Source organism: Lysobacter spongiicola DSM 21749 (assembly GCF_900167055.1).
In the GTDB taxonomy this organism is placed as follows: domain Bacteria; phylum Pseudomonadota; class Gammaproteobacteria; order Xanthomonadales; family Xanthomonadaceae; genus Novilysobacter; species Novilysobacter spongiicola.
The window spans coordinates 71,114-92,980 of the sequence record NZ_FUXP01000011.1; the positions used below are offsets into that span (position 1 = coordinate 71,114).

The 21,867-nt window shown below is 66.7% G+C and carries 20 protein-coding genes and 1 pseudogene; 16 read left to right on the plus strand and 5 right to left on the minus strand.

Annotation, left to right across the window (positions count from 1 at the left end; all coding sequences use genetic code 11):
* Positions 1 to 41: 41 nt before the first annotated feature.
* The 3 genes from B5D37_RS11950 to B5D37_RS11960 are packed head-to-tail and all read left to right on the plus strand — an operon-like array spanning position 42 to position 4,951.
* A complete protein-coding gene (locus B5D37_RS11950; RefSeq protein WP_078758964.1) occupies positions 42 to 1,532 on the plus strand; it encodes a leucyl aminopeptidase in 1,491 nt (496 codons plus the stop codon).
* Positions 1,533 to 1,535: 3 nt separating this feature from the next.
* Positions 1,536 to 1,958, plus strand: coding sequence for a DNA polymerase III subunit chi (locus tag B5D37_RS11955; protein ID WP_078758965.1), 423 nt, complete (start codon positions 1,536 to 1,538; stop codon positions 1,956 to 1,958).
* A 35-nt stretch (positions 1,959 to 1,993) separates the two neighbouring features.
* On the plus strand, positions 1,994 to 4,951 hold the full coding sequence (locus B5D37_RS11960; protein WP_078758966.1) for a valine--tRNA ligase: 2,958 nt from the start codon (positions 1,994 to 1,996) through the stop codon (positions 4,949 to 4,951).
* Positions 4,952 to 5,239: 288 nt separating this feature from the next.
* Here B5D37_RS11960 and rimI read toward each other — a convergent pair whose 3' ends face one another.
* The 3 genes from rimI to pssA are packed head-to-tail and all read right to left on the minus strand — an operon-like array spanning position 5,240 to position 7,079.
* Positions 5,240 to 5,734, minus strand: a complete 495-nt coding sequence (gene rimI, locus B5D37_RS11965; protein WP_078758967.1) for a ribosomal protein S18-alanine N-acetyltransferase — start codon at positions 5,732 to 5,734, stop codon at positions 5,240 to 5,242.
* Complete coding sequence (locus tag B5D37_RS11970) at positions 5,731 to 6,306, minus strand: hypothetical protein (protein WP_078758968.1); 576 nt, start codon at positions 6,304 to 6,306, stop codon at positions 5,731 to 5,733. The genes rimI and B5D37_RS11970 overlap by 4 nt, the downstream gene beginning before the upstream one ends.
* The gene (pssA, locus tag B5D37_RS11975; protein ID WP_078758969.1) at positions 6,303 to 7,079 is read right to left on the minus strand and encodes a CDP-diacylglycerol--serine O-phosphatidyltransferase; all 777 of its coding nucleotides are present in this window, start codon (positions 7,077 to 7,079) and stop codon (positions 6,303 to 6,305) included. The genes B5D37_RS11970 and pssA overlap by 4 nt, the downstream gene beginning before the upstream one ends.
* Positions 7,080 to 7,163: 84 nt before the next feature.
* Between pssA and B5D37_RS11980 the strand changes: the two genes are divergently transcribed.
* From B5D37_RS11980 to B5D37_RS11990, 3 genes and pseudogenes are all read left to right on the plus strand, one after another.
* Positions 7,164 to 7,586: a DUF4124 domain-containing protein gene (locus B5D37_RS11980; RefSeq protein ID WP_078758970.1), complete on the plus strand. Its 423-nt coding sequence runs from the start codon at positions 7,164 to 7,166 to the stop codon at positions 7,584 to 7,586.
* Between the two features lie 109 nt (positions 7,587 to 7,695).
* Entirely contained in the window at positions 7,696 to 9,399 is a 1,704-nt protein-coding gene (locus tag B5D37_RS11985; RefSeq protein ID WP_078758971.1) for a proline--tRNA ligase, read from the plus strand.
* 147 nt (positions 9,400 to 9,546) lie between these two features.
* Positions 9,547 to 9,909 (plus strand): annotated as a pseudogene (locus tag B5D37_RS11990) (H-NS histone family protein); the annotation flags it as partial.
* Positions 9,910 to 9,979: 70 nt separating this feature from the next.
* Here the strand turns inward: B5D37_RS11990 and B5D37_RS11995 are convergent.
* Positions 9,980 to 11,230 carry a threonine/serine exporter family protein gene (locus B5D37_RS11995; protein WP_078758973.1) on the minus strand — a complete coding sequence of 417 codons (1,251 nt, stop codon included), beginning with the start codon at positions 11,228 to 11,230 and terminating at the stop codon, positions 9,980 to 9,982.
* A gap of 78 nt (positions 11,231 to 11,308) precedes the next feature.
* Between B5D37_RS11995 and B5D37_RS12000 the strand changes: the two genes are divergently transcribed.
* The 9 genes from B5D37_RS12000 to rfbD all read left to right on the plus strand — a co-directional run bounded on the left by B5D37_RS12000 (position 11,309) and on the right by rfbD (position 20,179).
* Positions 11,309 to 12,427 carry an ABC transporter permease gene (locus tag B5D37_RS12000; protein ID WP_078758974.1) on the plus strand — a complete coding sequence of 373 codons (1,119 nt, stop codon included), beginning with the start codon at positions 11,309 to 11,311 and terminating at the stop codon, positions 12,425 to 12,427.
* Positions 12,427 to 13,221, plus strand: a complete 795-nt coding sequence (locus B5D37_RS12005; RefSeq protein WP_078758975.1) for an ABC transporter ATP-binding protein — start codon at positions 12,427 to 12,429, stop codon at positions 13,219 to 13,221. Before B5D37_RS12000 ends, B5D37_RS12005 begins: the two co-directional genes overlap by 1 nt.
* Entirely contained in the window at positions 13,221 to 14,147 is a 927-nt protein-coding gene (locus B5D37_RS12010) for an MlaD family protein (RefSeq protein ID WP_078758976.1), read from the plus strand. Before B5D37_RS12005 ends, B5D37_RS12010 begins: the two co-directional genes overlap by 1 nt.
* On the plus strand, positions 14,144 to 14,815 hold the full coding sequence (locus B5D37_RS12015) for an ABC-type transport auxiliary lipoprotein family protein (protein WP_078758977.1): 672 nt from the start codon (positions 14,144 to 14,146) through the stop codon (positions 14,813 to 14,815). The genes B5D37_RS12010 and B5D37_RS12015 overlap by 4 nt, the downstream gene beginning before the upstream one ends.
* 228 nt (positions 14,816 to 15,043) lie before the next feature.
* Entirely contained in the window at positions 15,044 to 16,678 is a 1,635-nt protein-coding gene (locus B5D37_RS12020; RefSeq protein WP_078758978.1) for an electron transfer flavoprotein-ubiquinone oxidoreductase, read from the plus strand.
* A gap of 80 nt (positions 16,679 to 16,758) precedes the next feature.
* Positions 16,759 to 17,820: a dTDP-glucose 4,6-dehydratase gene (gene rfbB / locus B5D37_RS12025; RefSeq protein WP_078758979.1), complete on the plus strand. Its 1,062-nt coding sequence runs from the start codon at positions 16,759 to 16,761 to the stop codon at positions 17,818 to 17,820.
* A 3-nt stretch (positions 17,821 to 17,823) separates the two neighbouring features.
* Complete coding sequence (gene rfbA, locus B5D37_RS12030; RefSeq protein ID WP_078758980.1) at positions 17,824 to 18,708, plus strand: glucose-1-phosphate thymidylyltransferase RfbA; 885 nt, start codon at positions 17,824 to 17,826, stop codon at positions 18,706 to 18,708.
* A complete protein-coding gene (gene rfbC, locus B5D37_RS12035) occupies positions 18,705 to 19,268 on the plus strand; it encodes a dTDP-4-dehydrorhamnose 3,5-epimerase (RefSeq protein ID WP_078758981.1) in 564 nt (187 codons plus the stop codon). Before rfbA ends, rfbC begins: the two co-directional genes overlap by 4 nt.
* Entirely contained in the window at positions 19,268 to 20,179 is a 912-nt protein-coding gene (gene rfbD / locus B5D37_RS12040) for a dTDP-4-dehydrorhamnose reductase (RefSeq protein WP_078758982.1), read from the plus strand. The genes rfbC and rfbD overlap by 1 nt, the downstream gene beginning before the upstream one ends.
* Here the strand turns inward: rfbD and B5D37_RS12045 are convergent.
* The gene (locus B5D37_RS12045) at positions 20,151 to 21,452 is read right to left on the minus strand and encodes a glycosyltransferase family 2 protein (RefSeq protein ID WP_078758983.1); all 1,302 of its coding nucleotides are present in this window, start codon (positions 21,450 to 21,452) and stop codon (positions 20,151 to 20,153) included. The two genes, rfbD and B5D37_RS12045, sit on opposite strands and share 29 nt — an antisense overlap.
* Positions 21,453 to 21,598: 146 nt before the next feature.
* On the opposite strand from B5D37_RS12045, the gene B5D37_RS12050 reads away from it, so the two are divergent.
* Positions 21,599 to 21,867: leucine zipper domain-containing protein (locus tag B5D37_RS12050; RefSeq protein ID WP_143814165.1), on the plus strand; the 269-nt coding region annotated here is incomplete at its 3' end.

A 21,867-nucleotide genomic window follows, 5' to 3' on the forward strand; every position in this document is an offset into this window, starting at 1 on the left:
TTGCGCGAACGTCCCTTTCACTCTTCCAGGGAACCTGCTGCATGGCTCTTCAATTCGACCTGAACCAGGACGCCGCCACCACCGCCAAGGTGGATTGCGTCGTCGTTGGCGCCTTCTCCGACAACACCCTCACCGACGCCGGCAAGGCCATCGACCAGGCCAGCAACGGACGCCTGACCGCGCTGCTCGAGCGCGGCGACGCCAGCGGCAAGACCGGCAAGACCGCGCTCCTGCACGACCTCCCCGGCGTCTCGGCCCCGCGGGTGCTGGTGGTGGGCCTGGGCGAGCCGGCCAAGTTCGGCGTGCCGCAGTACCTCAAGGCGATCGGTGATGCCGCCCGCGCCCTGAAGTCCGGCGCCTCGACGCATGCGCTGATGACGCTGAGCCAGGTTCCGGTCGAGGGCCGGGACAGTGCCTGGACGATCCGCCAGGCCGCGATCGCCGCCGACCACGCCTGTTACCGCTACACCGCCACCCTGGGCGACAAGAACCAGAAGAAGACCCCGGAACCGGGCCTGCGCCGCCTGTCGATCAGTGGCGACGACCAGGCTGCGCTGGCGCAGGGCCAGGCCATCGCCGCCGGCGTCGCCTTCGCCCGCGAGCTGGGCAACCTGCCGCCCAATGTCTGCAACCCGGGCTACCTGGCGCAGCAGGCCCAGGAATTCGCCGGCCGCTTCGACAACACCTCCTGCGAGGTGCTGGACGTGGCGGCGATGGAGAAGCTCGGCATGGGCTCGCTGCTGGCCGTGGGCCGCGGCTCGGCCAACCCGCCGCGCCTGATCGCGCTGAAGTACGACGGCGGCGGCGACGCCAAGCCCTACGTGCTGGTCGGCAAGGGCATCACCTTCGATACCGGCGGCATCAACCTCAAGGTGCAGGGCGGCATCGAGGAGATGAAGTTCGACATGTGCGGTGGTGCCACCGTCATGGGCACCTTCGTGGCCGCCGTTGGCATGAAGCTGCCGATCAACCTGGTGGTGGTGGTGCCGGCGGTCGAGAACATGCCCGACGCCGATGCGTACCGTCCGTCCGACGTGCTCACCAGCATGTCCGGCAAGACCATCGAGGTCGGCAACACCGACGCAGAAGGCCGCCTGATCCTGTGCGACGCCCTGACCTGGGCGCAGAAGTTCGAGCCGCGCGCGCTGGTGGACGTCGCCACCCTGACCGGTGCCTGCATGGTCGCGCTGGGCAAGTACGCCTCCGGCCTGATGAGCAAGCACGACGACCTTGCGAACGAGCTGCTGGCGGCCGGCGAGCACTCCTTCGACCGTGCCTGGCGCCTGCCGCTGTGGGACGAGTACCAGCCGATGATCGACTCCACCTATGCCGACGTCTCCAATGTCGGTGGCCGCTGGGCCGGTGCGATCACCGCCGGCTGCTTCCTCTCGCGCTTCACCGAGGGCCAGCGATGGGCGCACATCGACATCGCCGGCAGCGGCAGCGACGACGGCAAGCACGGCATGGCCACCGGCCGGCCGGTTGGGCTGCTGAGCCAGTGGCTGCTCGACCAGGCTGGCGCGAAAGCCTGACGGATGCGCGCCGACTTCTACCTGGTGCAGAAGGCGCGGTTCCGCGAGGAGCCGCTCCTGCTGGTGTGCGAACTGGCGCGCAAGGCGCACGAACGCGGACTGCCCTCGCTGGTGCTCGCGCGCGATGCCGCGCAGGCCGAAAAGCTCGATGACCTGCTGTGGTCGTTCGATCCGGACGCCTTCATCCCGCACCAGATCGCCGGCGCGGACCTCGACGAGGAAGAAGCCGACGTGCTGATCGCACCGCCCGATGCCGACGTGCCGCTGCGCCCGCTGGTGATCAACCTGCGCGACGCCGCCGTGGAGGGCGAGTTCGAGCGCGTGCTCGAGGTGGTGCCGGCCGACGACAGCGCACGCGGACCGCTGCGCGAACGCTGGAAGCAGTACCAGGCCCGCGGCTTCCAACTCAACAAGCACGACATGTAACCCCGTCGCCAGGCGCGCGACCACAAGCCCAGACCATGACCGACACCCTCGCCTCCAGCTACGACCCGACCCGCTTCGAATCGCGCCTGTACCAGCAATGGGAGGCGAGCGGCGTATTCAATCCGCGTGGCGAGGGAAAACCGTATTCGATCCTGCTGCCGCCGCCGAACGTCACCGGCACCCTGCACATGGGCCACGCCTTCCAGCACACCCTGCAGGACGCGCTGATCCGCTACCACCGCATGCGCGGTTTCGACACGCTGTGGCAGATGGGCAGCGACCACGCCGGCATCGCCACCGAGATGGTGGTCGCGCGCAACCTCGACCGCGAGGGCAAGGGCGAGACCCGCGATTCGCTCGGCCGCGATGGCTTCATCGGCAAGGTCTGGGAGTGGAAGCAGCATTCGGGCGACACCATCGAGCGCCAGATGCGCCGCATGGGCACGTCCGGCGACTGGTCGCGCAGCGTCTTCACCATGGACCCGATGGCCGCCGAGGCGGTGGTCGAGGCCTTCGTGAAGCTGCACGAGGAAGGCCTGATCTACCGCGGCAAGCGGCTGGTCAACTGGGACCCGGTGCTGAAGACCGCCATTTCCGACCTGGAGGTCGAGAACCGCGAAGTCCCCGGCCACATGTGGCACTTCAAGTACCCGCTGGCCGGCGGCGAAACCTACGAGTACATCGAGCGCGACGCCGACGGCAACGTCATCCTGCAGGAAACGCGCGACTACATCTCGATCGCCACCACCCGCCCCGAAACCATGCTGGGCGACGGCGCGGTCGCGGTACACCCGTCGGATGCGCGTTATGCGCCGATCGTCGGCAAGCTCTGCGAGATCCCGGTCGGACCCAAGGAGCATCGCCGCCTCATTCCGATCATCACCGACAGCCACCCCGATCCGGACTTCGGCTCCGGCGCGGTGAAGATCACCGGCGCCCACGACTTCAACGACTACGCGGTCGCCGCCCGCAACGGCATCCCGCTGTACGCGCTGATGGACGACGGTGCACGGATGCGCACCGACGGCCTTCCCTACGAGCAGAGCGCCCGCATCGCCGGAGAGATCGCCCGCGGCGAACGTCCGGCCGGGGACGTCAGCGAGATCAACCTGGTGCCGGAGGAACTGCGCGGGCTGGACCGATACGAGGCACGCGAACGCGTCATCGCGGCGATCACCGGCGAGAACCTCGCCGTGACCGACGCCGACGGAAACCCGGTCGTCGACTCGAAGGCGATCATGCAGCCCTTCGGCGACCGCTCGGGCACAGTGATCGAGCCCTACCTGACCGACCAGTGGTTCGTGAAGATGGACACGCTCGGGGCGAGGGGCCTCGCGCTCGCCGAGCAGGGCAACGTCAGGTTCGTGCCCGGTAACTGGATCAACACCTACCGGCACTGGATGGAGAACATCCAGGACTGGTGCATCAGCCGCCAGCTCTGGTGGGGCCACCGCATCCCCGCCTGGTACGACGAGGCCGGCAACATCTTCGTGGGCCGCGACGAGGCCGAGGTCCGGGCGAGACATTCACTGGGTGCCGATGTCGCCCTGTCGCAGGACAGCGACGTGCTGGAGACCTGGTTCTCCTCGGCCCTGTGGCCGTTCAGCACCCTGGGCTGGCCCGATGCGGATGCGATGGCCAAGCGCGGCTATGAGCGCTTCCTGCCGTCCAGCGTGCTGGTGACCGGCTTCGACATCATCTTCTTCTGGGTCGCCCGGATGATCATGATGAGCGACCACCTCACCGGCCAGGTGCCGTTCCACGACGTCTACATCACCGGCCTGGTCCGCGACAAGGACGGCCAGAAGATGTCCAAGTCGAAGGGCAACATCCTCGACCCGCTGGACCTCATCGACGGCATCAGCCTGGACGACCTGCTGGCCAAGCGCACCACCGGGCTGATGCAGCCGAAGATGGCCGAGAAGATCGCCAAGGCCACCCGCCGCGAGTTCCCCGACGGCATCCCGGCTTTCGGCGCCGACGCGCTGCGCTTCACCATCGCCGCGCTGGCAACGCATGGCCGCGACATCCGCTTCGACCTGGGCCGCGCCGAAGGCTACAAGAACTTCTGCAACAAACTGTGGAACGCCTCGCGCTTCGTGCTGATGAACACCGAGGGCGCGCGCTTCGAGGGCGCGCCGCAGCCGCGGACCGACGCCGAGCGCTGGATCCTCGCGCGGCTGGACGTGGCGTCCGCCGAAGCCGCGCAGCACTTCGCCGCCTACCGCTTCGACCTGCTCGCACAGTCCCTGTACGAGTTCGCCTGGAACGACTTCTGCGACTGGTTCGTCGAGCTCGCCAAGCCCGCCCTCAACGGCGAAGATGCAGAGGCCGCCAACAGCACCCGCCACACCCTGCTGCACGTGCTCGAGCGCCTGTTGTCGCTGCTGCATCCGTTGATTCCCTTCGTGACCGAAGAGCTGTGGCAGCAGGTCGCGCCGCGCCTGGGCATCGATGGCGACACCATCATGCTGCGGGCATACCCGGTCGCCGGCGAAGTCGCATTCGAGGCGGGCCATGCCGAAGCTGACGTCGAGTGGCTGAAGAGCATGGTGAGCGCCCTGCGCCGGGTGCGGAGCGAATTGAACGTCGCGCCGTCGAAGCACGTCAGCCTGTTGTTGGCCGGCGCCAGCGACAGCGACCGCAAGCGGACCGAGCGCTTCGCCTCGTCGCTGCGGTTCCTGACCCGGCTGGACCGCATCGAGTTCATCGACGACGCCGCCAGCGCGCCCGCCGCCGCCACCGCGGTCGTCGGCGAGCTCAAGCTGCTGGTACCGCTGGAAGGCCTGGTCGACATGGGCGCCGAACGCGCTCGTCTGGACAAGGAACTCAAGCGCGTGGAAGTCGAAATCGGCAAGTGCAAGGGCAAGCTCGCCAGCGAGACCTTCGTCAACAACGCCCCGCCGGCGGTGGTCGAACAGGAACGCAAGCGCCTGGTCGACTGGAACGTACAGCGCGAGGCCCTGGCGGCCCAGCGCGCCAAGCTTGGCTGAGGGCGCGGCACCGAGGCATGGCTCCGGACGGCGCGGCCGGCCAGGACCCATCATGTGTAGGAGCGACGTAAGTCGCGACCCGCCGACCCCATGGCCCGATGTACCGGTCGCGACTCACGTCGCTCCTACAGCAGAGCCGCAGCGTGGGCGCCTTCGAGAAGCTCGATGCATTTGTAGGAGCGGCTTCAGCCGCGATCGTGGAGTCGGCGCAGGTAGCCCGTCATCCGATCGCGGCTGAAGCCGCTCCTACACCCGAAAAGGAATCCCCGTGGGACACGAGCCGCGGGTTTACGACCCCTGCTCCTCGGGCAACATCTCCAGCGCCATCACCAGCGCATCCTCCCGGCCCTGTCGCGCGGGGTAATAGCGTGGGCGCCGCCCGATCTCGTTGAAGCCTTCGCTCTCGTACAACTGGATGGCGCCCGGGTTGCTCGGCCTCACCTCGAGGAAGACGCGATCGACCCGCCGCGCCTTCGCCACGCGAACCAATGAACGCAGCAGCGTCCGCCCCAGACCCCGTCCCTGGTACTCCGGCGCGATGCAGATGTTCAGCACATGCGCCTCGCCGGCCGCGACGCTGAGCAGGAAATATCCGTGGATGCGGCCCTCGCCCATCAGCAGCCAGGCGGGGTAGTTGGCGCGCAGGCAATCGCGAAAAATGCCCTGGGTCCATGGAAACTCGTAGGCGCGGATCTCGATGGCGTGCACCGCAGGCACGTCCGCTTCCTTCATGGCCCGCAGCACCAGCTCCGGCAATGGCGCCTCCGACACCCGGGCACTCATTTCCGCGCGTCCTTGCGGATCTGCCGCAGGCGCGTCCACAGCGCGCGCTTGGCCGTGGGATCGCTACGCAACGCCAGCGGGTCCGCACCCAGTTCGCGCAGCCGGCGGGCGCCAGCCCCCGGTCCGAGGCCGGTGGCCCGCACCAGCGCCTCGCGCAGCGCTTCTGCCGCGGCGCGCTCGTTGGCAACGCGGCGGGCAGCAGCAAGCGCGGCCGCCTTGGTGGCAGTGTCTGTTCGCACCGCCGCAGGCGTGGCGGCCTGGGGCTCGGGAACCCGGGGCGCAGCGGGGCGATCCGTTTCCCGGTCGACCTCGCGTCCGCGTGCCGCCGGCGCAGGGTGCGGGCGCTCCGCAGGTCCGGGCGCAGCCGGATCCGCCGGTGCCGCCCCCCCCTGCAGCCGTGCCGTCTCCACTGGCCCGCCATGCATATCCGGCCGTCGTCGCTCCACCTCCTGCGCCGCAGCGGGCTCTCCGACCTCCGCATCCGAAGCGCCGGTTTCATTCCCGGCCAGCACCAGCACGGGGTGGCCCAGCGCGCGCAGCCACTCCCTTTGCAATGGGCTCCAGCCGCTCATGATCGATCGCCCTGCCGCCGCAGCCGCCTCCACACCGCCGCCAGCGGCCCCGAGCTGGCGTACAGCAGGGTTGCCGCCAACAGCACCACCGGTGGATTGATGGCGATGGCCGCCAGCACCGCCAGCACCCCCACCACAGCCAGGAACGGCATGCGGTCGTGCCGGTGGCCGCCGCCCTTGAAGCTGAAATAGCGCACCCGGCTGACCATCAGCAATGCCGCAACCGCGGTGGCAGCGAGTGCGAGGTACCGCAGCTCCACGCCGTCGTAACCCAGCTTGAAGCAGGTCCAGACCAGGCTGGCGAGCAGCCCGGCAGCGGCGGGGCTGGCCAGGCCGATGAACCAGCGCTTGTCGACCTGGGCCACCTGCGAGTTGAAACGCGCCAGGCGCAACGCGGCGCAGGCGGCGTACAGGAAGGCCACCACCCAACCCACCTTGCGCGCGGTCGGCCCGTCGATGCCCATCGACACCAGCGACCAGTGGTACATCACCAGCGCAGGCGCCAGCCCGAAGCTCACCAGGTCGGCCAGCGAGTCGTACTGCACCCCGAATTCGCTCTGGGTATTGGTCAGCCGCGCGACCCGACCGTCGACGCCGTCGAGGATCGCGGCGATGAAGATCGCGATGCAGGCGTCGTCGAACCGGCCCTGGGTGGCGGCAATGATCGCGAAAAATCCCGCGAACAGGCCGCCGGTGGTGAACAGGTTGGGCAGGAGGTAGATACCCCGCCCACGCCTGGGCGGAGGGGGCGAAGGCGCGTGCGTGGATTCCATTTCCGCAGTTTAGCGCTTGCCTGCGGGGCGGCGGAGTGCTGCAATCGCGCCCTGACCAAGCATTCGTTGCTGGGGAGTCCCTGCATGTCCGGATCCATCCGCGTCTCCGACACCCGTCTTCCGCGCCTGTTCGCCGCGGCCCTGCTCGTCCTGGCACTGCCCGTGGCGGCCGGCGAGCTGTACCAGTGGAAGGATGCCAACGGCGTCACCCATTACTCCGACTCCCCGCCGCCGGCGGGCGAATACGAGAACCGGATCATCGGCAACAGCGGCTCGGCCGGCACGGCGGCCAAGCCGGAAGAGGCCGCGGTCGAGAACGAGCAGTGCACGATGGCGCGGGCCAACCTGGAGCTGCTGGCGGGTGACGCACCGGTCGGCAAGGACAGCGACGGCGACGGCAAGCCCGACGTCGAGATGACCCCCGCCGAACGCGACAACCAGAAGCGACTCGCCGAAGCCGCGATGGCAGTGCACTGCCCCCACGCGGCAGACAGCGCCAGCCGCTGATCGCCCTGCCCCGGCCGAGCCAAGCGCCGGGGCGAAACAACTGGAAGCGGGAAACTCGCGCGGGCGTCGGCATGTCAGAATGCCGGCTGTCCCCGCACGATGCCTGCCCATGCGCCTGTCGCAATTCCATCTCCATACCAGCAAGGAAATCCCCGCAGAGGCCGAACTCGTCAGCCACAAGCTGATGTTGAAGGCCGGCATGATCCGCAAGCTCGCCTCCGGCCTCTATACCTGGACGCCGCTGGGCCTTCGCGTGCTGCGCAAGGTCGAACGCATCGTGCGCGAGGAAATGGACGCCGCCGGCGCCATCGAGATGCTGATGCCGACGGTGCAACCGCGGGAGCTGTGGGAGGAATCCGGCCGTTGGGAGAAATTCGGCGGCCAGCTGCTGAAAATGCAGGACCGCAAGGAAGCCTGGTACTGCTACGGGCCGACCCACGAGGAGGTCATCACCGACTTCGCGCGCAATGAGCTGGCCAGCTACAAGCAACTGCCGATCGTCTTCTACCAGGTGCAGGCCAAGTTCCGCGACGAGATCCGGCCGCGTTTCGGGGTGATGCGCGCGCGCGAGTTCCTGATGAAGGACGCGTACTCCTTCCACCTGGATGAAGCCGACCTCGATCGCCAGTACGGCGTCATGCATGACGCCTACAGCCGCATATTCACCCGGCTCGGCCTGCGCTTCCGCGCGGTTTTCGCCGATACCGGCGCGATCGGCGGCAGTGCCTCGCATGAATTCCACGTACTGGCCGATTCAGGCGAGGACGCGATCGCTTTCTCCGACGGTTCCGGATATGCGGCCAACGTCGAACTGGCCGAGGCGGTCGCGCCGCATTCGCGACCGGCCGCGAGCGAAGACATGCGGGAGGTCGAAACACCGGTCCAGAAGACGTGCGAGGACGTGGCGGCACTGCTCGGCCTCGAGCTCTCCCGCACAGTCAAGTCGATCGCGCTGGTCGGCGCGGACGGTTTTGTTCTCGCACTGGTGCGTGGGGACCACACCCTCAACGAGATCAAGCTGGCGAAAGTGGAGGGGCTGGGGGAATACCGCTTCGCCACCGAAGCCGAGATCCTCGAGCACCTCGGCAGCCGCCCCGGTTTCCTGGGTCCGGTGCGCCCCGCCAAAACCATCCGCATCATCGCCGACCGGAGCGTCGCGGCCATGGCCGACTTCGTGGTCGGTGCCAACCGTGATGGATTCCACCTCGCCGGCGTCAACTGGGGCCGCGACCTGCCCGAGCCGGTCGTGGTTGCCGATATCCGCAATGTATCGGCGGGAGATCCTTCTCCCGACGGCAGCGGCACCCTGGCGATCGCGCGTGGCATCGAAGTGGGCCATATATTCCAGCTGGGGCGGCAATATGCCCAGGCCCTGGGATGCTCGGTACTGGATGCGAACGGCAAGGCCGCCACGCCGACGATGGGCTGCTACGGAATCGGCGTCTCGCGCATCGTCGCGGCGGCGATCGAGCAGAACCACGACGACAACGGCATCGCCTGGCCCGAAGCCATGGCGCCCTGGCAGGCGGTGGTGTGCGTGATCAATCCCAAGAAGGATCCGGGTGTCGCCGAGGCGGCCGACGCGCTCCACCGGGAGCTCAACGGGCGCGGCGTCGAAACAGCGATGGACGACCGGGGCCTGCGTCCGGGAGCGATGTTTGCCGACATGGAACTGATCGGCATTCCGCACCGGATCGTGGTGTCGGAACGTGGCGTCGCCGCCGGCACCTTCGAATACCGGCACCGGCGTGCGGCGGAAGCGGAAAACCTTGACCGGGCGACGCTGTTGGACAGGATCGGCACACCGGCCTGATCCACGGAGCAAAACCACCCGCGGTGGGTGATGCACCGCGACAAGAATAACTCCTTCATTTACGTGCGCGGGGCTAGGGATTACCATTGAAGCCGTTGGCCAGGGATTTTGGCCGGTTTACCATCCCTTCCATCGGAGACACCCCCCATGTCCATCGACATCAACACCCTTTCGGCGAAAGAGCTTGAATCGCTGATCAGCAAGGCCAAGAAGCGCAAGACCACGCTGAGCAAGCGCAAGCCGATCGGCCAGGTCCGCAAGAAGCTCGCCCAGCAGGCCAAGAACGAGGGTTACACCCTTGAAGAACTGTTCGGCGCGGGCGCCGGTACTTCCAGCGCCACCCGCGCCCCGCGCGGCACGGCCAAGAAGGCCCGCAAGTCGCTCGGCAAGGTGCCGCCGAAGTACCGCAACCCGGCCAATCCGGAGGAGACCTGGACCGGTCGGGGCAAGCAGCCGCGCTGGCTGGCAGCCTATACCAGCGAAGGCCGCAACGTGGACGAGTTCCTGATCAAGTAACCCGCTCCGCTTGCAGGCGAAACGCCGGCCCCTGGGTCGGCGTTTTGTTTTCCGGAGGCCGAAATCAGAGATTCCGGCGCGCCGGCAACAGCAGGTTGCCGAAAAGCAGCCCGGCGATCAGCGCCAGCAGGATATTCAGTACCGCCAGCAGCGCGATCTGGCCGGCGTTCACGTCCTGCTGCTGTATCAGGTTCAGCAGGCCACGCAGGCTGGCACTACCGGGCACCAGCAGGATGATGCCGGGAACGCGCACGATCGCGCCCGGTCGATGGAACCAGCGCGCGTAGGCATTGCCCGCCGCGGTCATGACCAGGGCCGCGAGGAATATGCCGGCCGGACTGCCCCAGGCCATTCCCCCGAAACGCGAGATCAGGTAACCACCTGCCGCAGCGGCCATGACCAGGGGGTAATCACGCAGTTCCGCACGGAACAGCACCGCGAATGCCAGCGAGGCCGCCGCCAGCGCGGCCCATTCCATCCACGCCGGTTGCGGACGCAGGGCACGCACCGCCGGCTCCAGGCCGATGAGGTTGGCCAGGTAGAGCGCGATCGCTGTGCCCACCGCCAGCTTCAGCACGGTCATGATCGCCCCGGAGAACCGCGCCGTGCCTGCCACGAGGTGCTGGCTGGCCAGCTCGTTGACCGCGTTGGTCAGCGCCATGCCCGGCAGCAGCACGATCAGGGACGCGATGATCACGGTGTTCTGGTTCAGCGGTGCGATGAAACTCGCCACCAGTACCGCCACCGAAGACGCCAGCAGCGCGAGCAGTGCGTCGGATGCTTCCTTCAGGCGCGGCCTGGTCTCCGCCAGTTGCGTCAGCATTCCGATGGCAAGCCCGTTGAACCCCGCCACCCCGATGTCCAGCCATGGCAGTCGCAGCAGGCCGGCCACCGCGGCTGCCACCAGCCCGAAACCCAGCACCTGCGCAGCCCTCCAGAACAGCGTCGGCGGCTTGTCGAGCGCGTTCATCGCTTCGAATGCCCCGGCCAGGTCCATCTCGCCGGCGATCAACGCCTCGGCAATGCGATCGGTCTCCGCCAACCGGTACAGGTCGTTGTCGCCGGGCGGCAGGCGGATCACGCGGGTGGTGTCACTCGCACCCGGAAGGCGCTGCGGATCGCTGAAGCTCAGGATCAGTGCGGTGGGGCTCGACCACGGCTCGCATTCCAGCCGCAGGCGCTCGGCCACCAGCAGCAACGCGGCCTCCAGGCGCTGCGCCGTGGTTCCGTACAGGTGCAGGCGCTCGGCGAGCTCGACCATGAAGGCGATCCGGTCCGAATAGCTCGCGCTGGTCAGCGGTATGGGGTTGGACATTGGGCGTAGCGGGGTCGGCGGTGCGGCTAGCATCGCATGCGCACCACACCCCCAGGCAGTATCCTGCGGCAAGCACCCATGACCGATTCCAGCCCACACCCGCCACGTCTCGAGACCGACGAGCGTCGACCCCGACGGTTGCGACTGTCCGGCCAATGGACGCTTGCGCACGCCACCGACATCGGCCGCCAGCTCGACCAGGCGCCGGATGGTGTCGAAGGCATCGACGCCAGCGGGGTGGATCGGCTGGATTCGCTGGGCGTGCTGCAACTGCTCCGATTCGCGCGCCGGCGCGAACTCGCGTTCGAGGAGATTGCCTTCAGCGACGACCATCGCGCGCTGGTCTCGGCGATCGACGATGTCGCCGACGACCGGCCGCCGAAGAAGCGCGAGTTCGGCGTCTACGCCGCGCTGTCGCGGCTGGGCTTCGCGGTGGCCGACAACTGGAAGGAGTTCCTCGCCCTGCTGGCGTTCTTCGGCGAGGTGCTGGTCAAGGGCCTGCGCACGCTGAAGGAGCCGCGCCGGTTCCGGCCGACCGCCACTGTCTACCACATGGAACAGGTGGGCCTGGACGCCGTCCCGCTGGTCGCGCTGCTGTGCTTCCTGGTGGGTGCGGTGGTCGCCTTCCTGGGGGCGAACGTCCTGCGCGACTTCGGTGCCGAGATCTTCGTGGTGGAACTGGTCAGCATCTCGTTCCTGCGCGAGTTCGGCGTGCTGCTCACGGCGATCATCCTCGCCGGCCGCACCGCCAGCGCGTTCACCGCGCAGATCGGCGCGATGGTCAGCCGCGAGGAGGTGGACGCGATGCGCACCCTGGGACTGGACCCGGTCGACCTGCTGGTGATCCCGCGCGTGGTCGCGCTGCTGGTGATGCTGCCGCTGTTGACTTTCGTGGCGATGATGGCGGGCCTGCTGGGTGGTCTCACGGTCGGCGCGTTCGCGCTCGACATCCCCCCGCAGCAGTACCTGGCACGCATGCAGGACACGCTGGACCTGAAGCACTTCTGGGTCGGCCTGTCGAAGGCACCGGTATTCGCGTTGGTCATCAGCCTGATCGGCTGCCTGGAAGGCCTGCAGGTGAAGGGCACAGCGCAGTCGGTCGGCGAGCGCACCACCTCCAGCGTGGTGCAGGCGATTTCGCTGGTCATCGTGCTCGATGCCTTCGCCGCGATGTGGTTCATGGAGATGGGCATCTGATGGACGGCGAAAACGTCATCCGCGTCCGCGGGCTGGTGAACCGGTTCGGTTCGCAGGTCGTGCACGAAGACCTGGACCTGGACGTGCGCCGGGGCGAGATCATCGGTGTGGTCGGCGGCTCCGGCAGCGGCAAATCGGTGCTGATGCGGTCGATCATCGGCCTGCGCCGACCCGATGCCGGCGAAGTCGAGGTGCTGGGTATCGATGCCCGCAGCGATGACGAAGAAGCCCATCGGCGCATCGAGCGCAGCACCGGTGTGCTGTTCCAGGATGGCGCCCTGTTCTCTTCGCTGACAGTGGGCGAGAACGTGCAGGTCCCGCTCAAGGAGCACCACCGGGAGCTGCCGGCATCGCTGCTGTACGAGCTTGCGCTGCTGAAGGTGAAGCTGGCCGGGCTGCCGGGGGAGGCGATCGACAAACTGCCTTCGCAGCTCTCCGGCGGCATGCGCAAGCGCGCCGGTGTTGCGAGGGCGCTGGCGCTGGATCCGCCGCTGCTGTTCCTGGACGAACCGACGGCTGGCCTGGACCCGATCGGCGCCGCCGCCTTCGACCGCCTGATCCAGACCCTGCAGCAGGCGCTGGGTCTCACGGTCTTCCTCATCACACACGACCTCGACACCCTTTACGCTATCTGCGACAGGGTGGCGGTGCTGGCTGATCGCAAGGTCATCGCCTGTGCGCCCCTGCCCGAGGTCGAAAAGCTGGACCATCCGTGGGTGCAGGAGTACTTCCACGGTCCGCGCGCACGCGCCGCGCAACACGCGCGCGACCGCAACATGGAGACGAGCACCTGATGGAAACCAAGGCCAACTACGTCCTGATCGGCGCCTTCACGATCCTCGTTTCGGTGTTCCTGCTGCTGTTCGCGCTGTGGGCCGCCAACTACTCCTCCGAGAAGAGCTGGCAGCAGTACATGGTGATCTTCAACGAGCCGGTCACCGGCCTGTCCGAAGGCAGCAGCGTGCAGTACAACGGCATCTCGGTGGGCACGGTGGAACGGCTGAGCCTGGCGCCGGACGACCCGCGACGGGTGCGGGCGCTGCTGCGGATCCAGGCGCGGGCCCCGGTCAAGACCGATACGCGGGCGAAGATGTCGATGACCGGCATCACCGGCAGCCCGATCATCCAGCTCACCGGCGGCAGCCCCGAGCAACCGCGCCTGGCCGATGTCGACCAGCGCGAGATCCCGGTCATCCAAACCGAGCCGTCGGCCCTGCAGAACATCGCCGACACCGCCAACCGCCTCGTGGCGCGCCTCGACCAGGTGCTGAGCGAGGAGAATGTCGAGCGGGTGGCCAATACGCTGGAGAACATCGAGACCATGACGGCGACGGTGGCCGACCAGCGCGAGGACCTGCGCGCCATCATCGTCAATGCGCGCGAATCCAGCGAGCAACTGCAGCTGGCACTCGCCAACACCAACCGCGCGGTCGAGGACTTCGATCGCGAACTGGTCGACAAGCTGCCCGGCCTGGTGGCCAAGCTGGACAACACGCTGACCGAGCTGGACTCGGCCGCCCAGGGCGCCAACGGCATCATCAACGAGAACCGCGCTGCGGTGAGCAGCTTCGCCAACGACGGCCTCGCCCAGCTCGGCCCGACCCTGGGCGAACTGCGCGGCCTGGTCCGCGACCTGCGCCGCATCAGCGACCGCCTCGAGAACAACCCCACCCGCTACCTGCTGGGACGGGACAGTCCGAAGGAGTTCGAACCCGAATGAAGCCGATCCTGTCCCACACCCCCGTGCGGCGCCCAGCACGTGCGTCCCTGCCCCTGCTGGCCGGTGTGCTCGTCCTGGCCCTGCTTCCAGGCTGTTCGATCCTGGGCGGCAAGGAGCGCACGCCAACCACCATCTACACCTTGAATCCGCAGGTCGCCGCCGAGCCCTCCTGGCCGCAGGTTGACTGGCAGCTTGCCCTGCCCGCGGCCACCGCCTCTGCGATGGTCGACAGCATGCGGGTCGTGGTGCGCCCGCGGCCGAACGAGCTGCAGGTCTACAAGGGTGCACGCTGGTCCGACGTGCCGCCGAACATGGTCGAGGAGGCGATCCTGCACACGCTGGAGCGCTCCGGCCGCATCGGCGCGGTAGCCCGGCAGGGCAGCGGCGTCGGCGGCGACTACCGGCTGGTGCTGGACGTGCGGCGGTTCGAGTCCGAATACGCCGGCGCGGCCGTGCCCTCGGCCGTGGTCGAGGTCAATGCCAAGCTGCTGCACGCCCCGGACCAGCAGATCGTCGCCGGCCACACCTTCAGCCACGCCACCCCCGCGACCGGCACCGAGGTGGATGCGGTAGTGCAGGCCTTCGAACAGAGCCTGGAAGCGGTGACCGCCGAGATGGCCGGCTGGATCCTCACCAACGGCGACACCCACGAAGCCGAGCACCGCTAAGCCCGCCCCGATCTGCGCGCCCCTGTAGGAGCGGCTTCAGCCGCGATCCGCCCCCCACCCACCTGCGCCACCCCCCGTAGGAGCGACGTAAGTCGCGACCCGAACCGCCGGGATTTCCGGTCGCGACTTACGTCGCTCCTACAACAGCTGGCCCATCCCATCCGCCGGCGTTTGGCGGACCCGGCCAAACCCGCGACAATGCCCGTCTAGCAAGCAGGAGCCCGCCAGATGACCGATGCCGCCGCCACCGCACCCGAGACCGAACGCGACGTCATGGAATACGACGTCGTTGCCGTCGGTGCCGGCCCCGCCGGGCTGTCGTTCGCGATCCGCCTCAAACAACTGAATCCCGAGATCTCGATCTGCGTGATCGAGAAGTCCTCGACCATCGGTGCCCAGATCCTGTCAGGCGCGGTAATTGAAACCGGCCCGCTGGACGCCTTGCTGCCAGACTGGCGCGACAACCCGCCGCCGATCTGCGTACCGGCCACCGAGGACGAGTTCTGGCTGCTCTCGCGCGACGGCGGGCGCAAGCTGCCGGTGCCTCCGGGCATGAACAACCACGGCAACGTGATCGTCAGCCTGGGCGCGATGTGCGCCTGGCTGGCGCCGCAGGCCGAGGCACTGGGCGTGGAGGTGTTCCCGGGCTTTGCCGCCTCCGAAACGCTGCACGACCCGGACACCGGCGCGGTCACCGGCGTGCGCATCGGCGACATGGGCGTGGCCAAGGACGGATCGCACAAGCCCGGCTACACCCAGGGCATCGACATCAAGGCCAAGGTCACCGTGCTGGCCGAAGGCGCCCGCGGCCACCTGACAAAGCGCCTGCTCAAGCGCTTCGACCTCACCGCCGACAGCGACCCGCAGGGCTATTCGATCGGCATCAAGGAGCTCTGGCAGGTCCCGGAGGAGCGCGTCACCCCCGGCAGGATCGTGCACAGCTTCGGATGGCCGGCCGACAACAGCACCTACGGCGGCAGCTTCATCTATCACCTGGACAAGGGCCGCATCGCCATCGGTTACGTCAGCGGCCTGGACTACAGCGACCCGCACTACAAGCCGTGGGAGGCCTTCCAGCAGTTCAAGCACCACCCGATGGTGAAGCCCCTCCTAGAGGGCGGCGAGATCGTATCGGCCGGCGCCCGCGCCATCGTCACCGGCGGTTACCAGTCGCTGCCCCGCACCGAGATGCCCGGCGCCCTGCTGATCGGCGATACCGCGGGCCTGCTCAACGTGCCCAAGGTGAAGGGCACGCACCAGGCCATCCGCAGCGGCATGCTCGCCGCCGAGCACCTGGTAGCAAGCGCGCTGTCACCGGAAGGCTTCGATGCCAAGCTGCGCGCCTCCCCGGCGATGGAAGAGCTGCGGAAGGTGCGCAACATCAAGCCCGGCTTCAAGCGCGGGCTGTGGATGGGCATGCTCAACGCCGCGTGGGAGACCGCCGTCGGCGGCCGTTCGCCCTGGACCCTGAAGAACAAGCCCGACTGGTGCAGCCTGGACAAGGTCGGCGAGCACGAATCGCCCAAGCGCGACTACGTCGACCGCGACCTCGCCCCGCGCGACAGGCTGGCTGGCGTGTACTTCGCCGCCACCGAGCACGACGAAGACCAGCCCGTGCACCTGCAGGTGGCCGACACCTCGATCTGCATCGAGCGCTGCACCGTCGAGTACGACAACCCCTGCACCCGCTTCTGCCCGGCCAACGTCTACGAGATCGTCGAAGACGAAACGCAGGGCAAGCGCCTGCAGATCAACGCCGCCAACTGCGTGCACTGCAAGACCTGCGACATCAAGGACCCCTACGAGATCATCAACTGGGTGACCCCGGAAGGTGGCTCGGGGCCGAACTACCAGAATCTTTAGCCGACAGGCGCGGCAGCTCGCCGATAGAATTCATTCCCCCATGGAGCGCTGGCAACGTTGCGGCGTAAACAGGACATCAAATGACGCAGAAAACCTGGCTTGTGACCGGCGGCGCCGGCTTCATCGGCGGCAACTTCGTACTCGACGCCGTTGCGGCGGGTATCAAGGTGGTCAATCTCGACCTGCTCACCTATGCCGGCAACCTCGACACACTCAAGCCCCTGGAGGGCGATTCGGGCCATGTTTTCGTACCGGGCGACATCGGCGACCGGGAGCTGGTCGCGCGGCTGTTGAGCGAACATCGCCCCGATGCAGTGGTGAATTTCGCCGCTGAGAGTCACGTCGATCGCTCCATCGATGGCCCGGCCGCGTTTGTCCAGACCAATGTCGTGGGGACACTGGGGCTGCTGGAATGCGTGCGGGACCATTGGCGCGAGCTGCCGGACGAGGACAAGGAGGATTTCCGCTTCCTCCATGTGTCGACGGACGAGGTGTACGGCTCACTTGGCGATGAAGGGAAGTTCACCGAGACCACGCCCTATGCACCGAACTCCCCGTACTCGGCCAGCAAAGCCGCGTCCGACCATCTGGTGCGCGCCTTCCACCACACTTATGGCCTGCCGGTGGTGACCACGAACTGCTCCAACAACTACGGCCCGCACCAGTTCCCCGAGAAGCTCGTCCCACTGGTAATCGCCAAGGCGGTCGCCGGGGAGCCGCTGCCGGTCTACGGCGACGGCAAGAACGTCCGTGACTGGCTCTACGTGAAGGATCACTGCAGCGCGATCCGGCGCGTGCTGGAAGCCGGGCGTCTGGGGGAGACCTACAACATCGGCGGCAATGCCGAGCGCGAGAACATCGTGGTGGTCGAGACGATCTGTCGCCTGCTCGACGAGCGCCGCCCCCGTGAGGACGGCCAGCCGCGAGCGAGCCAGATCACCTTCGTACGCGACCGTCCCGGCCACGACCGGCGCTACGCGATCGATGCCGACAAGATCAAGGCCGAACTCGGCTGGACCCCTTCCGTCGGCTTCAATGAAGGCATGGCGCAGACGGTCGACTGGTACCTCGCAAACCATGATTGGACGCAGCGGATCCTGGACGGCGACTACCGTCTGCAGCGTCTGGGCGAGGAGGGCTGAGGCATGGCACGCAAAGGCATCATCCTTGCCGGGGGCTCCGGCACCCGCCTTTATCCGATCACCCAGTGCATCAGCAAGCAGCTGCTGCCGGTGTACGACAAGCCGATGATCTACTACCCGCTGAGCGTATTGATGCTCGCGGGGATCCGCGATGTGCTGATCATCAACACCCCGCATGAGCAGGTGCTGTTCCAGCGCTTGCTGGGTGACGGCTCCCAGTGGGGGCTAAACATCGAGTACGCGGTGCAGCCCAGCCCCGACGGCCTGGCCCAGGCGTTCACCATCGGGCGCGATTTCATCGGCGCCGATCCCAGTTGCCTCGTACTCGGCGACAACATCTTCTACGGCCACGGCCTGACCCAGACGTTGCAACGGGCAGATGCACGTGAACAAGGCGCTACCGTGTTCGGCTACTACGTCAGCGATCCGGAGCGCTACGGCGTCGCCGAGCTGGACGACTCCGGCAAGGTCGTCAATATCGAGGAAAAGCCGGCCAAGCCGCGATCGAACTATGCGGTCACGGGCCTCTACTTCTACGACAACACCGTCAGCGACCGCGCGGCTTCGCTGACTCCATCACCGCGTGGAGAACTGGAGATCACCGACCTCAACCGGCTCTATCTCGAGGACGGCCTCCTGAACATGGAAGCGCTGGGGCGGGGCTCTGCGTGGCTGGATACCGGCACCCATCAGTCGCTGCTCCAGGCCGCGGCCTTCATCGAGACCATCGAAGCCCGGCAGGGCCTGCGGATCTGCTGCCCGGAGGAGATTTCATGGCAGCAGGGATGGATAGGTGACGAGGACCTGCTGAAGCTCGCCGAGCCACTGAAAAAGAACGGCTACGGCCAATACCTGGCCGCTCTGCTGGAACGGGGGAAAGTTCCATGAAGGTGACGGAGACGTCGCTGCCGGGTTGCCTGGTGATCGAGCCAAAGGTTTTCGGCGATGCCCGGGGCTTCTTCCTGGAAACCTGGAACCGCGAGCGCTACGCCGGTCACGGCATCGGCCCCGATTTCGTACAGTCCAACCTTTCCCGCTCGGCCCAGGGCGTACTGCGGGGGCTGCACTACCAGTGGCCGAACCCCCAGGGAAAGCTGGTCAGCGTCCAGGAGGGCGAGGTGTTTGACGTGGCGGTCGACATCCGCAGGGGCTCGCCGACGTTTGGGCAGTGGACGGGGGTCATCCTGTCGGCCGAGAACAAACGGCAGTTCTGGATTCCGGAGGGCTTCGCACACGGTTTCGTGGTCACCAGCGATGCAGCGCAGTTCTCGTATCTGTGCACGGCTCCGTACGACGCCAGTGCGGATGCTGGGGTCGCCTGGAACGACGCGGAGATCGCGATCGATTGGCCGGTGACGGATCCGTCTTTGTCGGCCAAGGACGCTGCAGCACCCTGCCTTGGTGATATTGCGACCGGAAGGTTGCCTATCTTCCCGGGACTGGGCTGATGCGTATCCTCCTGATAGGCGCCAATGGACAGGTGGGGTATGAGTTGCACCGCAGCCTCGTCGGAGTGGGTGAGATAGTTCCAACCACCCGCAGCGGCCAGCTTCCCGGCAGCCGCGCAGCCTGCGAAACGGCGGATCTCGACCAACCCGGGGCCATGGAGGATCTGGTGTCGCGGGTCGCTCCCGACATCGTGGTGAACGCGGCGGCCTACACAGCTGTCGACAAAGCAGAGTCGGACCGGGATGGCGCCTATAGGGCAAATGCTGAGTCAGTTGAGGCACTGGCACATGCTTGCGCGAAACGCGGCGCATCGTTGCTGCACTATTCCACCGATTACGTGTTCCCTGGCGACGGCAGCCGGCCGTGGCGCGAGGACGATGCCACGGCCCCCCTCGGAATATACGGGGCCAGTAAACTTGCGGGTGAAGAGGCGATCCGAGCCAGCGGTTGCCGCCACATCATCGTCCGCACCGCGTGGGTCTTTGGTTCGCGCGGCAATAACTTCCTGCGGACCATGTTGCGCCTGGCGGGGGAGCGCGAAGAGCTTCGCGTGGTGGCGGACCAGGTCGGATCCCCCACACCCGCCCCATGGATCGCCCTTGGAACAGCGCGGATCCTGTCACAACTGCCGACAGACCACCGATCGGGAACCTGGCATCTGGTCGCTGGAGGAGAGACTTCCTGGCAAGGGTTTGCTGAGGCAATTGTCGATGATGCCGCTCGCGCGGGCCTGATAGACGCTCCACCACGAGTGACCGGTATCGAAACAAAAGAGTTTCCTACACCGGCCCGTCGCCCGGCCTACTCGCGCTTGGACACTACACGCCTGTCAAGGGACTTCGGGATTTCGCTGCCGAACTGGCGATCGGGCGTGACCGAGGTTATTGCCGATCTCGCAACCGGTCCGTAGAACCTGTCAACACATCCAATACGTCTGCTGGAGTCACCACCGATGCAGACGCCTCTGCGTCCGCCGCAGCATCGAAGCGAAATATTCTTGCGTTGGGGACGTCTCCAGCGACCTTGGAAATCCACGCTTCCGCTGCCGCGGAACCATCACCAATCACCACGCCGACCTGGTGACCCTTCTTGAGTAGAACCCAACGCGCGGTTTCCCTCCACTCGTACGTCCAGCAGCAAACTCCGCTGAATCGTAGCTGCCGCAATGAGCTTTCGTCCGGCGTTTCCAGCAAGTGGAGGTCGACTGCGATCCCTTGCCGCACCAGGGATTCAAGCAGGTCGTAGAACGCCGGCGAGCGCCCGTCGATCTGATTTCCGCACACGGCGACGACGCTGTCTGCAGGCGAAGGGCGAGCGGCCAGATCAGGATCGGTCCCCGGCCGCCAGTGCGCGATCTGCAGCTCCCTCGCCCAGCGCTGCTGGAATTTGATTGCGTTGGCGGATTGGTGGGCTTTCATTCCAGAGGAGAGATCCCTACCAGCGCTAACACCCTCGAGATGGACGATCGCGACCGAAGGTTCATACAGCACTCGACCACCCGCAGCACGAACCTTCATGGCGAGGTCAGTATCTTCATAGTAGCCAGGCGCATATCGCGAATCGAACCCGCCCAGCGACACAAAGCGTTCGCGCAAGATCGCAAGTGCGGCGCCCGAACAATAGTCGACGTCACGCCTGTACAGATAGCGGGGATCGTTCGGATTCCCCCCCCGACCGTAGTTCCAGCCTGATCCATCGGAGAACACGATCCCGCCTGCCTCCTGCAACGTACCATCGGGGTACTGCAAGAGGACTCCGAGCAACTCGACGCCCGGCTCGGACAACCCGCCCCTAATGCCCTCCAACCAGGCCGGCGCCACGATCGTGTCGCTATTGAGGAAAACGATGGTCTGTCCCTTCGCAACCGCTGCACCGGCGTTGCAGGAAGCGACGAAACCTTGGTTTTCCGAGTGTCGGAGATACACCGCTCCGGGGATGTCGCCCAAACACGTCGCATCGGCGTCAGTGGACGCATCGTCCACGACGATGACTTCAAATGTTTCGGATGTGGCTGCAGTTGCTATCGACTTGAGGCAGTTCAGGGCGACTGCCACGTGGTTGAAAACCGGGATGACGATAGAGAAGAGCGGATCGCTGGGCCGCACGAATGCGATCTGGCCTCCTCCTGAGAGTTCTGGAACGGTCGGTTTTTCGATCAGATGGCGGCGAGACTCCCGCCTCATACGCACCCATTGGTTGAGAAGCGTGAACCCCCGACCGGGCGACCGCCTGAGTGCCCGGACTAGTTGTGATCTCTCAGTAGGTTGTTCATCCGGGGTGGTCCCGGAAGACTGGAGGTGCGAATCAGCCACCCCTCCAGGAGCCCCGGATGAACCTGCATAAACATGCCCGCCTTAGCCCTCGCGGTCGAGCCCTGCTCGTGGACCGCATCTTGATTCAGGGCCTGCGCGTGGAAGAAGCCGCACACGCCGCCGGCGTGAGCGTTCGAACAGCGTACAAGTGGCTGAAACGGTTCAAGGAAGAAGGTTCGGGCGGGTTAACCGATCGATCCTCGAGACCGCGGCACTGTCCCCACGCGACAGCGCCACGGATCGTGGATCAGGTGCTGGAGCAGCGTCGCGCCCGGCAGACTTATCG

Coding starts and splice junctions, on each gene's coding strand:
- rfbB (WP_078758979.1), top strand. CDS start 16,759: ATGACGCAGAAAACCTGGCTTGTGACCGGCGGCGCCGGCTTCATCGGC.
- rfbD (WP_078758982.1), top strand. CDS start 19,268: ATGCGTATCCTCCTGATAGGCGCCAATGGACAGGTGGGGTATGAGTTG.
- B5D37_RS11985 (WP_078758971.1), top strand. CDS start 7,696: ATGCGCCTGTCGCAATTCCATCTCCATACCAGCAAGGAAATCCCCGCA.
- B5D37_RS12015 (WP_078758977.1), top strand. CDS start 14,144: ATGAAGCCGATCCTGTCCCACACCCCCGTGCGGCGCCCAGCACGTGCG.
- B5D37_RS11995 (WP_078758973.1), bottom strand. CDS start 11,230: ATGTCCAACCCCATACCGCTGACCAGCGCGAGCTATTCGGACCGGATC.
- rfbA (WP_078758980.1), top strand. CDS start 17,824: ATGGCACGCAAAGGCATCATCCTTGCCGGGGGCTCCGGCACCCGCCTT.
- rimI (WP_078758967.1), bottom strand. CDS start 5,734: ATGAGTGCCCGGGTGTCGGAGGCGCCATTGCCGGAGCTGGTGCTGCGG.
- B5D37_RS12045 (WP_078758983.1), bottom strand. CDS start 21,452: ATGAGGCGGGAGTCTCGCCGCCATCTGATCGAAAAACCGACCGTTCCA.
- B5D37_RS12005 (WP_078758975.1), top strand. CDS start 12,427: ATGGACGGCGAAAACGTCATCCGCGTCCGCGGGCTGGTGAACCGGTTC.
- B5D37_RS12010 (WP_078758976.1), top strand. CDS start 13,221: ATGGAAACCAAGGCCAACTACGTCCTGATCGGCGCCTTCACGATCCTC.
- B5D37_RS11970 (WP_078758968.1), bottom strand. CDS start 6,306: ATGAGCGGCTGGAGCCCATTGCAAAGGGAGTGGCTGCGCGCGCTGGGC.
- B5D37_RS11955 (WP_078758965.1), top strand. CDS start 1,536: ATGCGCGCCGACTTCTACCTGGTGCAGAAGGCGCGGTTCCGCGAGGAG.
- pssA (WP_078758969.1), bottom strand. CDS start 7,079: ATGGAATCCACGCACGCGCCTTCGCCCCCTCCGCCCAGGCGTGGGCGG.
- B5D37_RS11960 (WP_078758966.1), top strand. CDS start 1,994: ATGACCGACACCCTCGCCTCCAGCTACGACCCGACCCGCTTCGAATCG.
- B5D37_RS11950 (WP_078758964.1), top strand. CDS start 42: ATGGCTCTTCAATTCGACCTGAACCAGGACGCCGCCACCACCGCCAAG.
- B5D37_RS12020 (WP_078758978.1), top strand. CDS start 15,044: ATGACCGATGCCGCCGCCACCGCACCCGAGACCGAACGCGACGTCATG.
- rfbC (WP_078758981.1), top strand. CDS start 18,705: ATGAAGGTGACGGAGACGTCGCTGCCGGGTTGCCTGGTGATCGAGCCA.
- B5D37_RS12000 (WP_078758974.1), top strand. CDS start 11,309: ATGACCGATTCCAGCCCACACCCGCCACGTCTCGAGACCGACGAGCGT.
- B5D37_RS11980 (WP_078758970.1), top strand. CDS start 7,164: ATGTCCGGATCCATCCGCGTCTCCGACACCCGTCTTCCGCGCCTGTTC.